Source organism: Sorangium sp. So ce367 (assembly GCF_051520455.1).
Classification (GTDB): Bacteria; Myxococcota_A; Polyangia; order Polyangiales; family Polyangiaceae; genus Sorangium; species Sorangium cellulosum_B.
Genome location: NZ_CP150334.1, coordinates 8,115,495 through 8,130,590, shown reverse-complemented (window position 1 = coordinate 8,130,590; position 15,096 = coordinate 8,115,495). Strand labels below are relative to the sequence as shown.

Sequence of the window (15,096 nt, the reverse complement as noted above, 5' to 3'; positions counted from 1 at the left end):
CCGCCACCGGGGCAGCGCGGGCTCAATGGCATTCCCTGACGTAACTGGGAAAGGTGATTGTCGACTTGCAGGTGAGGTCGCAGGACCCGAACGGGCCCCGGCTTCCACACGGGACGTCGCTCAGAAACACGCTGCTCGCCGCGGTACAGACGAGCAGGCCAGTGCATTTGAGCGATCCGAACTCCGTCTCCTCCTCGCCGCTGCAGTCGTAATCGAAGCTGCGCCCCGGAGGGATCGGCGTGTCATAGAAGGTGCTGGGCTGGTTGGGGTGGACCGAGGGGTTGTCGTCGTTGCAATCGTCGCCGCCCTCGCACGCGATCGACAGATAGCCGTCCTCGTCGGCGTCGCAGTCGACGGTGCCGCCGCCGGAGCTGGAGGTCGCCGGGCCGGCGCTCGTGCTGGAGGTCGTCGAGCCGCCGCCGGAGCCGGAGGTCGCCGGGCCGGCGCTCGCGCTGGAGGTCGTCGAGCCGCCGCCGGAGCCGGAGGTCGCCGGGCCGGCGCCCGCGCTGGAGGTCGTCGAGCCGCCGCCGGAGCCCGCGGAGCCGCCGCCGGCGCCCGGTGCACCGCCGCCGGAGCCCGTCGCGCCGTCGCCGTTCCCGCCGGCGCTGGAGGCCTCCGCGCCGCCCCCGGGGCCCGCCGGGCCCGAGGACGCGGCGGCGGAGCTCGCCGAGTCCGTCGTGCCGCTCGCGCCGCCCACGCCCGTGCTGGAGCGTTCTGTGAAAGTGGCGTCGGGGAATCCACAGCTGAGTCCGGCAGGGAGGGCCAGGCAGAAACAGAAGAGGCGGTGAAGCGAGCGCATCCTCTCATGGAAGCTGCCAGTTCCCCCTTCGTCAACCCGGGCTGGAATGCGCGCCGCTGCGGTCCGGTCGCAGGCTGCGTGTCGTCGTGCGGAAATGTCATGGACTGCTCGCGTGGTGCGCTGGCGTCCGCGCGCGGCGCTCACGGTAGCCCCTTCACCCGGGCGATGAACCCCTCGCCCGGCTCCGCGCTGGGATGGTCGCTGGGGACGAGAGAGAACGTCTCCGTCAGCTCACCGCCGATGGTGAAGGGATCGCCGATCGTCGCGCCCGGCGCGACCGCCCACACGCCCACGGTGCCTGTGCCCGCGAACGCGGTCGCCGAGAGGACGTTGCCGCTGGGAGTGAGCACGATCAGAAAGCTCTGCAATTCGTCCGTCCGAGCCGTGAGGGTCTCGCCGTTCCCCAGGGCGATCTCGCCCTCGAGCGTCCCTGCCATGTAGATCGCGCCTGCTCCGTCCACCGCCAGGCTGACGACCATCTGATCGCGCTTCTCGTCGCCGAAGCCGCGGCTCCAGACCACTCCCTCCTTCGAGACGCGCGCGACGAACGAGTTCTCCGTGTCTCCCGTGGGAGGCAGGAGCGGACAATCGTCCTCGAAGCTGAAGGACGGCCCGGTGTAGGTCCCGGCGACCACGATGTCGCCGTCCGGGAGCAGCGCGGACCCGTGCCGCGCCGCCGCCTGGCTCCCAGCGGCGGTGAGCGGGATGAGGCCCGTCAGGGCGCCGTCATCGAGCCGGAAGCGCGCCACGAACAGATCGCGATCCGGCGCGCGGGGGAGCGTTCTCCCCTGGATGTCGAGCGGCCCGTCCGGCGCATCGTAGTCGCCGACGACGAGCACCTCGCCGGCCTGCGGCGCGGCGATGACCTCCGCGACGTGCAAGGCCGCGGAGGATCCGAGCGCGCGGCTCCACCGGCACTTGCCGCCCGCGTTGAAGGTCACGAGATCCGTGACCCCGCGCTGGTCGGCGGCCCCGAGGACGCAATCGTCGGTGGTCGCGCTCGTCGCCCGTGATCGCGAGACGGCGAAGGCGACCCGGTCGGTCGTCGCCGCGAGCCCGAGCGGGTAGGCATTGGACTCGGCGTCCACGCTCCAGGCCCACCTGCACTTGCCCAGCTGGTCGAGCGCCAGCAGGAAGCTCGGCTTGAGGCCGGTGTCCGCGCCCGCGCTGGCGGTGCACCTGCCGCTGCCGCCCGACGCGAGCAAGGTGAGGGGAGCTTCCGACCAGCCGGCCACATAAGCGAGGTCCGAGACGACGGCCAGGTGCTCGGCCGAGATGCTGCCGAGCATGTCGCCGGTCGTCATCCCGTACGCGCTCTCGCGGACCCCGGACGGGCTCCACCTCGCGACCGAGAACCCCGTCCTGGGCTTGGTGGGCTCGCTGGCGAGCACCCGGCTCTCCTTGACCAGGGCCGTCACCTCGCCGTCTCGCGCCGCGAGGCCGACGACCGCCAGGCCGGACAGCGTGCCCCACTCTCCCGACGGCGGCCGGACGGCTCCCTCGCGGGCGGAGCTGCAGAGCGCCTCGTTCCCGCCGCCGGCGCCGCCCTCGCCGGCGCCGCCCTCGCCTCCTGCGCCGCCGGCCGACACGCTCGAAGCGGCGGCGCCCCCGCCGCCGGCCGACACGCTCGAAGCGGTGGCGCCCGCGCCGCCGGCCGACACGCTCGAAGCGATCGCGCCCGCGCCGCCCGCCGAGGCGTCGAGCTCGCCGACCTCGAGCCCGATGATCGCGTTGCAGCCCCCCGCGGCCGCGGTGATGAGCAGCCCGGCGCAGAACATGGGTCGAGTGCTCCTGAGATCGCGCTTCATCTCCCGTCTCCTGGTGGCGCGGCGCCGCCGCGGCCGCCAGCGAGAGCTCTCGCCTCGCTCGCCACCATCGACTTCATGGCGAGCGTCGCTCCAGGAGTCGAGAGGGTTCCGGCGCGTCCCTCACCGAAAGGCGCGCTCTCCGCCGTCGGCCGGAGCGCGGGCCGCGGCGATCCGGTCGCAGCGGCCGATGCGGGGGGCGGGGCGTCGAGCGCTCACGGCCCGGCGCGCCGGACCGCGGGGATCACCGCACGCCCGGGAGCTCGGCGACGAACCCGCGCCCCATTGCGTCGGTGAGCGGCGGGTCGCGCCCGATATCGAGGGTGCCGCCCAGCTCCCCGCCGAGATAGAGGGCGTCGCCAGGCGCCGGGCCGGGCGCGGCGGCCCACACGTAAGCGTCGCCCGTCCCCTTCAGCTCGGAGGCGGAGACGACGTTGCCGCGGGCGTCGAGCACGATCAGAAACCCGACCATCGGATCGGCGTCCGTCGCGGGAGCGACGAGCTTCCCGCCGTTCCCAAGGTCGATCTCGCCCTGGTAGTTCCCCGTCACGTAGATCAGCCCATCGGGCGCCGCCGCCACGCTGGCGACCCACTGCCGGTGCCCCGCGTCGCCGAACCCGCGGCCCCAGACCACGGACGGGCCGGCGACGCGCATGACGAAGAAGTTCTCCATGTCCCGCGCGTCCTCTTCGGGCGCCGGCGGGCAGCCCTCGCCGAAATCGAGCGAGCCGGCGTAGGAGCCGACGATCACGACGTCGCCGCCCGGGAGCAGCGCGGCCCCGCGCTGGTCCACGTCCTGATGCCCGGGGAGGGGGAACGCGTCGATGCCCTTGAGCGACCCCTCGGTCAGCGCGAAGCGCGCCACGAACACATCGCGATCCTGCGAGGGAGGGAGCAGCGCTCCCCCGACGACGTAGCCCTCCTCGCCCTCGTAGCGGCCGACCGCCAGCACCTCGCCCCGCGCCTCGTCGACGAGGAGCTCTCCGACCGTCACGGCCGGCGACGGGCCGATGGGCATCCCCCACAGGCAACCGCCTGCCGCCGGATCGAGCGCGGCCAGCCCCACGGACGTCTCCGCGCCGCCCATCGCGAGGGTGCACGTGCCGTCGTTCACGCTCGGCCCCTTCACCGAGGCGGCGATCACCACCGCGCCGGGCGCCGCCGCGAGGCCGAGCGGGGTGGAGGTGGCGCCGCCGTCCGGCGACCACGCCCACCGGCACTGGCCCTTCTCGTCGAGCGCAGCGAGGAAGCTCGGGTGAGAGCGCGCGAGCCCGCTGAGGACGCACCCGGAGGTGGACGCGCCGGGCAGCTGGGGGCCGCTCTCCGACCACCCGGCCACATAGGCGAGCCCCTGGCCGATGGAGAGGTGCGTGGCCTTGATGTCGCCTTCCAGCAGATCGGTCGCCGTCAGCCCATACCCGGCATCGCGGGTGCCGCCGCGCGCCCACCGCGCGACGGAGATCGAGCCCTTCTCGTTGACGATGGCCGCCACCCCGTCGCCGTGCGCCGCGACATCGGTGACGTCGAGCCCGACGGTCGTGCCCCAGCGCGCCTGCGGCCCGCGGATGGCGTCCTTGCGATCCTCGCCGCAGAACGGCGCCTCGCCGCCGCCCCCGCCGCTGCCGCCCGTGCCAGCGCCGCCGCCGTCGCCTCCGCCGCTGCCGCCCGTGCCGGCGCCGCCGCTGCCACCGCCGCCCTCGGCCCCTCCGCCCGTGCCCGTGCCGGCGCCGCCCGCGCCGCCCGTCGATGCGTCCAGCTGGCCGACCTCGAGGCCGATGAGCGCGTTGCAACCTCCCACGCCCGCGGCGATGAGCAGGACGGCGGAGAACACGGCTCGAACGCTCTTCTGATCGCGCTTCACCACCCGGGCCCCTCCCTCGCGGCGGCGCCGCGCAGCTCCCGTCAAAAGACGATGGTCGCCACGGCGCCTCCCGGCACAACGCCGAGGGTGGCCCGGGGCGCCGGCGACCCTTGCCCCGAGGAGGGCGCCGTGAAGACGAGCACTGCGCCCGTGCCCAGCGCCGCCGCCCCGACGAGGAACGCGACCGTCGAGATCGTCCCCGCGGTCACGCCCTGCTTCTGCAGCTTGATCCCCTGATCCAGGCAGACGTTGTCCTCGTCGCAGTACGCCTCGGCGTCGCCCTTCTTCCCGATCGCGCGCGCGCCGAACACGGCGCCGACGCCGATCCCGACCGCGCCGACGCCGGCGCTGATCCAGCCGGCCGTCCGTCGGGGCGAGCCCCCCGCCTCCTGCGGGGCGGTCCTCGGGGGGAGCGCAGGCCCCGCGCCCGCGGCGGCCGCGGCCTCCTCCGGCGCCACCAGCAGCTCGACCTGCGCGCCCTCCGCGAGCTGCACCGTGAAGATCTTCTGCTTCCGGCCCGGCGCCGCCGCCGTCACCTGGACCTCGCCCGGGTCCACCGGCAACGGCGAGCCCAGCGAGCCCGCGCCGACCGGGACCCCCGCGCGCTGCACCGCCGTGTCCGCGGGCGCCCCCGGCGCGAGCCGGATCGTGAGCCTCGGCACGCGGGCCTCGAGCGCGGCCGCGCGCGACTGGGCGATGGGGCGGCGGTCGTCGTTCGCGGGCAGATCGCGCGCGAGCTGCCGGAAGATCGACCACGCGGTCGCGACCCTGCCGCGCTTCTCCTCGCAGTCGCCGAGGTTGAGCAGCGCCCCGGGCGCCGGATCGAGCTCGTAGCTCTCCCGGAATTTCGGGCACGCGGCGTCGTAGTCCTTCGCTTGCAGCGCCGCCCTGCCGGCGTCGAACAGCGCCTCCGCGGCCGCAGGATCGCGCCCCTGCGCGGAGGCGTCGGGGCAGGCGAGGAGCACGGCTCCTCCCAGGGCGAGCACCTCCGCCGGGAATCGTCTACGCGAGCTCGATCTACGCATCCGTGCGGCCTCAACGTCTCCGGTTGTACGGGTCCTCCGCCGGCGTCGGCGCGGGGGCCGGCGTCGTGGCGGCGGGCGCCTTCGTCGCGGTCGCGGGGGATCGCGCCCTGCCCCCGGCGGCGGGCCTCGGCGCGGACGCGCTCGCGCTCGCCGGCGCCGCGTGCGCGGACGCGCTCGCGGCCTCGGGCGCCGGCGTGCTCGCGGGCGCGGACGGCGCGATCGCGGGGACCGCATCGCCGGACGGCGCCGGCTGCACGCCGGCCCCGGGAGAGCCTGCGCTGTCGGGCGGCGCCGTCGCCGCCTCGGCGCCCGCGGTCGGGTGCGGCTCGGCCTCCACCGTGGAGCCGTGCGACGGATCCTCCGCGCCCCGTTCGCCCGCGCGCTGCCACAACACGAGCGCGACCAGGGCACCCACGGCCATCATGCCGGCGCCGGCGAGGAGCGCGCCCGTGGCCGCCGCGCGCGGCGCGGAGCGCTCCGCGCTGGCAGAGCGCTCCACGACCGGCGAGACCGTGCCGGTGCTGGCCGCGCCGCCGCCGGCCGCGACGCCGCTCGCCGTGCCCGCCGCGGCGAACTCCGTGCCGCGCGGCCCGCTCCCGGGACCTCGCGCCTGCGCCGACGGGCGTCCGGGAGGATCCGAGTGCGGGTGCCCGCGCCCGTGCTCCGAGTGCAGGGGCGCGCGTCCCGGATCCGGGTGCGCGCCCGGGGCCAGCTCGAGCGCCGCGCCGCCCCGCGCCTGGCGGAGCGCGCGCTGCATCGCGCGGGCGTTCGGCCAGCGGCGGTCGGGGTCGAACGCGAGCGCCACGTCCATCACGCCGGCGATCGGCGGGGGCAGGGCCGGCAGGACGCTGCCCACCGGCGGCGCCGGCTGCGTCATCGCCGCGAGGAGCAGCAGCGGGAGCGTCTCGGCCTCGTGCACGTACCGCCCCGAGAGGAGCTGGTACATCGTGCTCCCGACGGCCCACAGATCGCTGCGCGGGTCGACCCTGTCCCACTGCCCCCGCGCCTGCTCCGGCGGCATGAACTGCGGCGTCCCCATCAGCGTGCCGGCGCGCGTGGAGGCGTTCGCCGGGGAGGAGAGCTCGCGCAGCCGCGCGATGCCGAAGTCGAGCACCTTCAGCTGCCCCTGGCGCGTGAGGAACAGGTTGTCCGGCTTGAGGTCGCGGTGCACGATCCCGCGCTCGTGCGCGACGGCGAGCACGTCGAGCAGGTCGTCGGCGATGGCGAGCACCTCGTTCACGCCGAGCACGCCGCCCGGCTCGCGCGCGCGGCGCGCCTCGACGGTCTCGCCCTCGAGCAGCTCCATCACCAGGAACACGGAGCCGTCGTCGGTGACGTCGTCGTCGAGCACCCGGACGATGCCCGGGTGCTCGACGCGGTTGGCGACGTAGCCCTCGCGCAGGAAGCGCGAGCGCGCCTCCTCGTCCTCGGACAGCTCGCGGCGGAGGATCTTCACCGCGCCGCGCATCCCGTTGCGGTGCGTGGCCGCGTAGACCATGGCCATCCCGCCGAAGCCCAGCAGGCGCTCCAGCCGCCACTTGCCGCGCAGGACCTGGCCTACGAGCGCTTCGGGCCGGAAGCCTTCAGGGTGGACGCGGGTCATCGGCGAGCATCACCCCCGGCGCGGGCCACGTGGGTCGTCGCCTCGCCGGCGAGGCCAGCGGAGCCAGCGAGGCCGGCGCGGCTTTGGCGACGGGGACGGCTGGCGGGCGCGCGAGGCATGACGGGCGCATGTTACCCCGGTCTGACGCCGCGGTGCGTGAAACCGTCCAGGGTACGGCCGCGCGCTCGCCGGATCGGGCGGATCCCGGGCGTCGCGGGCAGCGGCGCGCGGCCCGACGCCCTTGACGTCGCGCGCGAACGGGGACACTCCGCCGCCCTCCCAGGGGATCGAGCGAGCATGCGCAGAACGATGAGCCAGGCGGCGTTGATCCTCCTCGCCGCCATTTCCTCGATCCGGTGCGGCGGCGCGGGCGCCCATCCGCCCGAGGGCCCGGCGCAGGAGACCGCCGGCCGGCCGCATGCGCCTGTCCATCAGGGCCGCGGGCAGCGGCACGCGGCCCACCACCACGGCCACCCGCCCGCGCAGGGCCGGCCTGCCGCGGAGGCCGCGGACGACGAGCTCCGCGCCGTCGCCGCGATCCACGGCGGGGCCGGGCCGTGGGCCGTCGCCGGCTACCGCATGGGGCGCTTTGCGCTCGCGAGGCTCGGGCTGCCCGCGAGGAGCTTCGACCTCGAGGTGATCCACCACAGCCCGCGGAACGTGCAGTTCTCCTGCATCGCCGACGGCGCCGCCGCCGCGACGGGGGCCAGCCTCGGGAAGCTGAATCTCAGCCTGATCGAGGCGAGCGAGGACGGCGTGGAGACCACGTACAGGCGCAGGTCGACCGGGCAGGCCGTGACCCTCCGCCCGTCTGCGGCCTTCCGCGCGCGCTTCCGCGACGTGCCGAGAGAGAAGCTGGAATCGGCCGGCAGGGAGGTCCTCTCCTTGCCAGACGCCGAGGTATTCGAGGAAGCGCCGGCGCGCGTCGCCAGCCCGCCGCCCGCCGCGCCGAGGTGACGCGCCTGCCCCGGGGCGCGCGCTGCCTCCGGAATTCACCGGAACCGCAGGCGCACACGTGCTACTCCCGGCCCCGCTGAGATGATCACGCTCGAAAAGCTCACCAAGCGGTACGGTCCCAAAATTCTCTTCGAGAACGTCACGATGCGCTTCGACCCCGGCAAGCGCTACGTGCTCGTCGGGGCGAACGGAGCGGGGAAATCGACGCTCCTCAAGGTCATCTCCGGCGAGGAGGAGTCGGATCAGGGCTCGGTCGAGATCCCGAGGCAGCTCCGCGTCGGGGTGCTCAAGCAGGACCATTTCGCCTACGAGTCCTCCCGCATCCTCGACACGGTCCTGATGGGCAACCGGGCGCTCTGGGACGCGATGCAGGAGCGCGATCGGCTGTACGAGGTCGAGATGACCGATGAGGTCGGCATGCGGCTGGCCGAGCTCGAGGGGACGATCGGCGAGGAGGACGGCTACACCGCCGAGTCGCGCGCCGCCGAGATGCTCGAGGGGCTCGGGATCGCGACCGCCCGGCACACGAGCACGGTGAGCACGCTCGCGGGCGGGTACAAACTCCGCGTCCTCATCGCCCAGACGCTCTTCGGGGGCGCGGACGTCCTGCTCCTCGACGAGCCGACGAACCACCTCGACCTCGACTCGATCCGCTGGCTCGAGTCGTACCTGACCGACACCTTCCGCGGCACGCTCCTCGTCGTCAGCCACGACCGGCACTTCATGAACGCGATCGCGACGCACGTCGCCGACGTCGACTACCAGACGGTCACGCTCTACACGGGCGACTACGACGACTTCATCGAGCAGAAGACGACCGGCAAGCGCCAGTCGGACGCCGACGCCGCGCAGAAGAAGAAGAAGATCGCCGAGCTCAAGGACTTCGTGGCCCGCTTCGGCGCGAGCGCGAGCCGGTCGAGCCAGGCGCAGTCGCGCGTGAAGGAGATCGAGAAGCTCGAGGCGGGCATCCAGGTGCGGCGCTCGAGCGTCGTGCGCCCGTACATCAAGTTCGAGATCGAGAAGCCCTCCGGCCGCGACGTGCTGCGCGTCGAGGGCCTCTCCAAGGGCTTCGGCGATAAGCGCGTGATCCAGAAGCTCGATTTCAACCTGAACCGCGGCGACAAGCTCGCGGTCATCGGGCCGAGCGGCATCGGCAAGTCGACGCTGCTCAAGCTCCTCGTCGGCGAGTACACGCCGGACGCCGGGGCCGTCACGTGGGGCCACGACACGAACGTCGGCTACTTCGCGCAGGATCACCACGAGGCGATCGAGGCGGGGTTCACGGCCTACGACTGGCTGTACCGCTTCGACCCGAGCGCCCCGAAGGAGCACGTGCGCTCGGTGCTCGGGAAGCTGCTCTTCAGCGGCGAGGCCGGGCTCAAGAAGACGGAGAACCTCTCCGGCGGCGAGGCGGCGCGCCTGTTCCTCGCGAAGCTCATCCTGGTGAAGAACAACATCGTCGTGCTCGACGAGCCGACGAACCACCTTGACGTCGAGAGCATCGACGCGCTCCTCCAGGCGCTCGTCGAGTACAAGGGGACGGTCGTCGTGACGAGCCACGACCGGCACTTCGTGGGCAAGCTCGGCACCCGCGTGCTCGATCTGTCGTCGAAGGATCCGCGCGTCTTCAACGGCACGTACGACGAGTACCTCGAGGGGCCTGGGAACCCGGAAGCGCTCAAGAACGCCAGGGCCTCGTAGCGCGCCCGCCGGAGCCCTGGGGCGCGCTCCAGGGCGCACGCGGATCCATTCGTCCGCTCGGGGCACGGCCACGGTGGCCATCACCGTGGCTCGACCTCCCTCTCAAGTTCTCTCCAGAACGAGCTCCGACCGGCGCAGACGCAACGATCGCTGGGATACGCTCACGTACCTGTGCGGGGCGTGGTCGTCCGACGAGAACGGCCGTTGCAGTCGGCGGACCAGGGGGAGCCGCTGCTTGACCCAGGCCAGGACGTCCACCGTGGAGCCGAAGGGCGCCGTGTCGGCACGCCGCGCGGGCTGCTCCGAGAACACCCAGCCCGCCGCGCTCGATCGGAGCTCGTGACCGAACGGCTCGAACCTCCCGATCGACGGCGGAGGGAACATCGGCACGAGGTCGTTGGCATGGATATGACGGAAGAGTAGGCGTCCGTAAGTGTCCTGACATCTCCGGGCGAAGATCTCGTTTCCGATGCGCGGCTGCCCGTACGTGTAGACGCCGCGCACCGCGTCCCTGATGCCCTCGTGCTCCTTGTCTTCGAAGATCATGGCTGCAGCGAGGGCCGCCAGCGCGCCACCCAGGCCGTGTCCTGTGATGTAGAGCGCCTTCAAGCGGTGCTCGAGGGGCTCGCCGGTCGCGTCGGAGCCTGCGGGGGCGTCCACCGAGACGAGCTCGCCCTTCTCGTCGACGACCGATTGCCCGTTCATCGCCCTCTTCAGACGGCAGGCGATGTAGCGCGCCATCGGCTCGCGGCCGCGGTAGACGCCGCCCTGCACGGCCTTCCACGCGTGGAGCCGAGCCGGCTCGACGCCGGTGTCGGCCAGCCGATCGCCGGTGTTCGCCGGCTCTGTGCCGCGGAAACACAGGATCGCCGCCGAGCCATCGACGTGCTGGAGGAGCGACGCGCTCGTGCGCGCCGAGACGGCATCGTTGCTCAGCGTGACGGCGTAGCTCCGGTTCTCGAACCCGAGGCTGTTCATGACGTCGTGGAGCGCCTGCGGGTCGGCGTACGACCACGCCGACGCGAGCGAGAGGGCATACGCGATCGTCTCGTCGTACTCCCGCTCGTTCCGCTCCATCTTGCCCAGCAGGTCGAGGGCCCTCCCGCTGGCAGGGGACCCTTTGCGCTCCTCTCGGCGCTCAACGTTGGTGACGAACATGCTGTGCTGCCGCTTTCTGCGCTCGGTGGGTGCGGCGCTACGGTGCCATTTGCTCCGGACGACCCGAGCCGGCCTCGCCGCGCGAGCCCGCGATGTGTTGAATCCCGAGGCGATCGGTTCGATGACGGTGGGTGCGTTTCCGTGCGCGTTCAGCCGACGCAATTCGGGGTCGTCGAGGGTGATCGCGGGCGCGTGAGTTACCTCACGGCTGCTGGCCGTCGCTTGCAGGGTAAGGAATCGCACGCTGCATCAGGATCACGTCGAGCCAGCGGTCGAACTTGTGCCCGACGTCGCGGAGCAGCCCGGCGTCCTCGAACCCGAGCGCGCGGTGCAGCGCGACGCTCGCCGCCTGGTCTCCGGCGATCTGCGCGATGATCGTGCGGTGGCCGAGCGAGATCGCGCGGCTCACGAGATCGGCGAGGAGGCGGCGCCCGAGCCCCCGCCGGTGGAGGCCGTCGCGCACGTAGACCGAGTTCTCGACGGAGCGGGCGTAGGCCTCGCGCGGGTTCCACAGCGAGAGCGAGCCCCAGCCGACCACGGTCCCGTCGCCCTCGACGGCCACGGTGGCGGGGTGCAGGGGGCCGTGCGCGGCGAGCCAGGCGCGGCGCTCCGCCGGTGTCGGGACGGTGGTGGCGAAGGTGCAGGTCGAGCGCTCGACGTAGAACGCATAGATCTCCTCGATCGCCGAGAGATCGGCCTCGGTCGCCAGGCGGATGAGAACGCCGTCGCCTGGCGCCGGGAGCGGCGCGAGATCGGGCGCGACGAACGCGGCGCGGGCGTCGTCCGAGAGCAGCCGCGCGCGAGAGTAATGGGCGAAGAGCGCCTTGCTGCTGCGGTGGCGGTCGAGGAGGCCCTCCGCGAGCTCGTGGACGGCGGCGCCTCGGTGCTCGGCGGCGTGGCGGGCGACGAGCGTGAGCCAGGCGACCGTGATCGTCTCGTGGTAACCGTTGCTCGGCGGGTGCCGCGCGTTGAAGGCCTGCAGGGCGGAGCGCATGCGCGCGAGCGCCCCCTCGGGCCCGTGGGCGCGCACGTAGTGCAGGGCGAGGAGCAGGTGGCGCGCGTGCGAGAAATCGCGCTGCGCGATCGCGGCGTCCTCGATGGCGGCGGCGAGCGCCGCGAGGTCGCCCTCTTCGATCTGACGTTCGCGGCGTTCGCGGCGCTCGCCACGATCGTCGAAGGGCGGCAGTCCGTCGGCGCCGCTCACGGCGCCTCCTTCCGGGCGGCTCCGCGGCCGGGCGCCTTGCGGGGGCGCGCTTCGCCGTCGCGCGCCTCGTCGGACGGCAGCGGCAGGGGCGGGACCGCTGTCTCCTTGGCGGTGGACAGGACGATCGTCGTGCGCGTGCGCACCACGCCGTCGTGGGCCTTGAGCTCCTGCGTGAGCAGGCGCTCGAGCGCCTCGGTGTCGCGGCAGCGCACCTTGAGCAGGTAGTCCTCGTCGCCGGCGACGTGGTGGCACTCCTGGATCTCGGCCGCGCGCTCGACGGCGCGCAGGAACTCGCCGCGACCGCGCCGGTTCGCGATCGAGACAGAGATGAACGCGGTGAGCCCGGCGCCCACGGTCCGGGCGTCCAGGCGCGCCTCCCACCCCGTGATGACGCCGCGCTCCTCGAGCCGCCGCACCCGCTCGGCCACGGCGGGCGCGGAGAGGCCGACCGCCTCGCCGAGGTCCGCCCACGACCGGCGGGCGTCGCGGGAGAGGAGGTGGATCGCTTTCAAATCGATGGCATCCATGGTTGTTGTCATTGGAAGTGAATGCAGGATCGAATGAAATTTTTCGATTTGCAAGTGAGGCGCAACGAAGCGTCGCGTCGCCGAGGAGAGGCGGTGGCCCGCGGGGCGCTGCGGCCCTGGGCCGGGAGGCACGCTTCGCTGGTCTTCGCGTCGTCGGTCGGGGGTGGTGCCGGTCTCGACCGCGGGTGACGGCGCGGCGGGTCAGCAGCGGAGCAGGGAGAGCTGCGGGGTCACCGCGCGCGGGCCGGGCGAGCGGGTCGGCTCAGCGGGCCCTGTAGTGGGCTCGGTAATGGGCGATGAGCTGCTGCCAGCGTGCCTCGAGGGGGGCGTCGCTGCGCATCCGGGCCTGCCACGCGGCGTCCGTGGCCTGCCACGCGGCCGCGTCGCGGAGGCCGTAGCGCGGGTAGAGCGCCGCGGCGCTCCGCGGGTGCAGCGAGAGCTCCGCGCAGAGCGCGGCGTACTGCTCCAGCGAGAGGGCGGGCGCCGTGTGGGCCGCGGCGCTCGGCGGGGGCGGGGGCGCGGGGGCGCCCCGCTTTTCCGATGCCGGGGTGAAGGGCAGGGCGGTGATGAGCGCGGGCATGTCGGGGAGCGGGGCTGTGCCGGCGGGCGCGGCCAGCGCCGTGGGCGTGGCCGGCGCTGCGGGCGTGGCCGGCGCCGCGGGGCGCGGCGCTGGCGGGGCGGGCGGCCGTGCGGCCGGCGCTCGACCGGGCGGCGCGTTCGGCACGAAGGGCAGGGCGGCGACGAGCGCCGGCATGTCTGGGAGCGGGGCTGTGCCGGCGGGCGCGATCGGCGCCGCGGGCGCGATCGGCGCGGCGGGCGCGACCGGCGCCGCGGGCGTGACCGGCGCCGCGGGCGCGACCGGCGCCGCGAGGCGGGGCGCTGGCGCGGCGGGCAGCGGTGCGGCCGGCGCTCGACCGGATGGCGCGCTCACCGGCGGCGAGGCCGCGACGAACGCCCGCAGGTGCTCGAGGAAGGCTTGCGTGTAGCGGTTGGTCAGCTCGAAGCCGCCGCGCTCGAGCTCCGCGCCCATCCTCTCGAGCCATTCGCGCTGCGCGGCCGTCCACTCGTCCGCCGTGAGCCCGGCGCGCGCGAGCACCTCGTCGCGGAGCCGCCCGGCTTCCATCTGCGCGCGCATCTCCGCGTAGCGCTCCACCGTCAGCGCGGTACCCATCGCGCGCATCCTAGCCTGAAGCATCGCTCCTGCGCTGCGCCGCATCGAGCGGCTCGGGATCGAGCCCGCCTGCTCGCTGTAGGCTCAGGTGCTGTGAACGAAGCTCCGGGGACCTGGGGACAGCAACATAGAAGATAGATACGAGGTCAGCCCGGCGCACCGCCAAGCTCCGTCTTCGCGTCGAGTCGATGTCTGACCGATGCGCCATCGGGTGCTCCGTCGTCGCGTCGCTCCCGCCGCCGTCCCTGCCCGCCGCCTTTCTCCGCGCGGCCACGCTGCTCGCGGCGCAGCACCCCGGCAGCACCCCTGCTGGCCCGCGGGCAGCGGCGAGCGCGATCTGCCGCGCCCGGCGCCTCGCCGGCGGCGCGGCGCTCCGGCGTGCGGGCCCTGCCGGCGCGGCGCCGGGCGTCGGCACGGGCCCTGCTCGGGCGGCCAGCATGACCACCATCAGCCTTTCTCTCGACACCCCTGAGCTCGCCCAGGCCTACGAGCACGGCAGCGACCGGCAGTTCAACCACGGCAAGCTCCTCATCGAAACGCTGGGCGTGCGGCGGGGCCAGCGTGTGCTCGACGTCGGCGCGGGCACCGGCCGACTCGCCGCTCACGTGGCCGAGATCGTCGGCCCCGAGGGCAGCGTGACGGCCATCGATCCCCTGCCGCTCCGCGTCGACATCGCCCGGCAGAAGGCCCGCGCGAACCTCGCGACCGCGGTCGGCCGCGCCGAGGACCTCTCCGCCTTCGCCTCGAAGAGCTTTGACGTCGTGTACCTGAACAGCGTCCTTCACTGGCTGAACGAAGCCCAGAAGGAGCGCGCCGTCGCCGAGGCGGCGCGCGTGCTGAAGCCCGGCGGCAAGCTCGGATTCAGCACGGGATCGCGGGAGAAGCCGCACCAGCTCGAGCCGATCCAGCGCAAGGTGCTGGCCGAGCTCGGGAGAGACGCGGAGGGCAATCGCCCGCACAAGCTGACGGTCGACGAGGTTCGAGCGCTGCTCGAGCGCGCCGGCTTCATCGCCGACACGGTGGAGATCCTCACCTTCGTCGACCACGCCGCCGACGTCGACGAGATCTTGAGGCACAGCGGGTCGAGCTCGTTCGGCAACCACCTCTCGCACCTGACCCTCGAGGAGAAGCGGGAGGCGCGAGCGCGGCTCGCGAAGGAGCTCGAGGCGTTCCGGACGCCGCAGGGCATCCGGCTCGAGCGCAACCTCATCTTCGCGATCGCCCACACGGCAGGCAACTAGCCCCCAGCCGGCGCCGCCTCAGTCCAGCGTGCCTCGCGCGTGAG

The 15,096-nt window shown here is 73.8% G+C and carries 12 protein-coding genes; 3 read left to right on the top strand and 9 right to left on the bottom strand.

Annotation, left to right across the window (positions count from 1 at the left end):
* Positions 1-22: 22 nt before the first annotated feature.
* From WME97_RS30720 to WME97_RS30700, 5 genes are all read right to left on the bottom strand, one after another.
* Entirely contained in the window at positions 23-697 is a 675-nt protein-coding gene (locus WME97_RS30720; protein ID WP_437542543.1) for a hypothetical protein, read from the bottom strand.
* A gap of 242 nt (positions 698-939) precedes the next feature.
* Positions 940-2,607 (bottom strand): hypothetical protein, encoded by a 1,668-nt coding sequence (locus WME97_RS30715; RefSeq protein WP_437542542.1) that lies wholly within the window; start codon positions 2,605-2,607, stop codon positions 940-942.
* Between the two features lie 241 nt (positions 2,608-2,848).
* Positions 2,849-4,468: a hypothetical protein gene (locus WME97_RS30710; protein ID WP_437542541.1), complete on the bottom strand. Its 1,620-nt coding sequence runs from the start codon at positions 4,466-4,468 to the stop codon at positions 2,849-2,851.
* 38 nt (positions 4,469-4,506) lie between these two features.
* Complete coding sequence (locus WME97_RS30705; protein WP_437542540.1) at positions 4,507-5,490, bottom strand: tetratricopeptide repeat protein; 984 nt, start codon at positions 5,488-5,490, stop codon at positions 4,507-4,509.
* A gap of 10 nt (positions 5,491-5,500) precedes the next feature.
* A complete protein-coding gene (locus tag WME97_RS30700; RefSeq protein WP_437542539.1) occupies positions 5,501-7,093 on the bottom strand; it encodes a protein kinase domain-containing protein in 1,593 nt (530 codons plus the stop codon).
* A gap of 297 nt (positions 7,094-7,390) precedes the next feature.
* Here WME97_RS30700 and WME97_RS30695 point away from each other — a divergent pair, with 297 nt between their 5' ends.
* Positions 7,391-8,050, top strand: a complete 660-nt coding sequence (locus WME97_RS30695) for an FmdE family protein (protein ID WP_437542538.1) — start codon at positions 7,391-7,393, stop codon at positions 8,048-8,050.
* A gap of 81 nt (positions 8,051-8,131) precedes the next feature.
* The gene (locus WME97_RS30690) at positions 8,132-9,751 is read left to right on the top strand and encodes an ABC-F family ATP-binding cassette domain-containing protein (protein WP_437542537.1); all 1,620 of its coding nucleotides are present in this window, start codon (positions 8,132-8,134) and stop codon (positions 9,749-9,751) included.
* A gap of 102 nt (positions 9,752-9,853) precedes the next feature.
* Here the strand turns inward: WME97_RS30690 and WME97_RS30685 are convergent, their stop codons facing one another.
* From WME97_RS30685 to WME97_RS30670, 4 genes are all read right to left on the bottom strand, one after another.
* Positions 9,854-10,909 carry a lipase family protein gene (locus WME97_RS30685; RefSeq protein WP_437542536.1) on the bottom strand — a complete coding sequence of 352 codons (1,056 nt, stop codon included), beginning with the start codon at positions 10,907-10,909 and terminating at the stop codon, positions 9,854-9,856.
* Between the two features lie 202 nt (positions 10,910-11,111).
* Positions 11,112-12,113, bottom strand: a complete 1,002-nt coding sequence (locus WME97_RS30680) for an N-acetyltransferase family protein (protein ID WP_437542535.1) — start codon at positions 12,111-12,113, stop codon at positions 11,112-11,114.
* Positions 12,110-12,640, bottom strand: a complete 531-nt coding sequence (locus WME97_RS30675; protein WP_437542534.1) for an Lrp/AsnC family transcriptional regulator — start codon at positions 12,638-12,640, stop codon at positions 12,110-12,112. The genes WME97_RS30680 and WME97_RS30675 overlap by 4 nt, the downstream gene beginning before the upstream one ends.
* 262 nt (positions 12,641-12,902) lie before the next feature.
* Positions 12,903-13,811: a hypothetical protein gene (locus WME97_RS30670; RefSeq protein WP_437542533.1), complete on the bottom strand. Its 909-nt coding sequence runs from the start codon at positions 13,809-13,811 to the stop codon at positions 12,903-12,905.
* A gap of 188 nt (positions 13,812-13,999) precedes the next feature.
* Between WME97_RS30670 and WME97_RS30665 the strand changes: the two genes are divergently transcribed.
* On the top strand, positions 14,000-15,052 hold the full coding sequence (locus tag WME97_RS30665; RefSeq protein ID WP_437542532.1) for a class I SAM-dependent methyltransferase: 1,053 nt from the start codon (positions 14,000-14,002) through the stop codon (positions 15,050-15,052).
* The last annotated feature ends 44 nt before the right edge of the window (positions 15,053-15,096 follow it).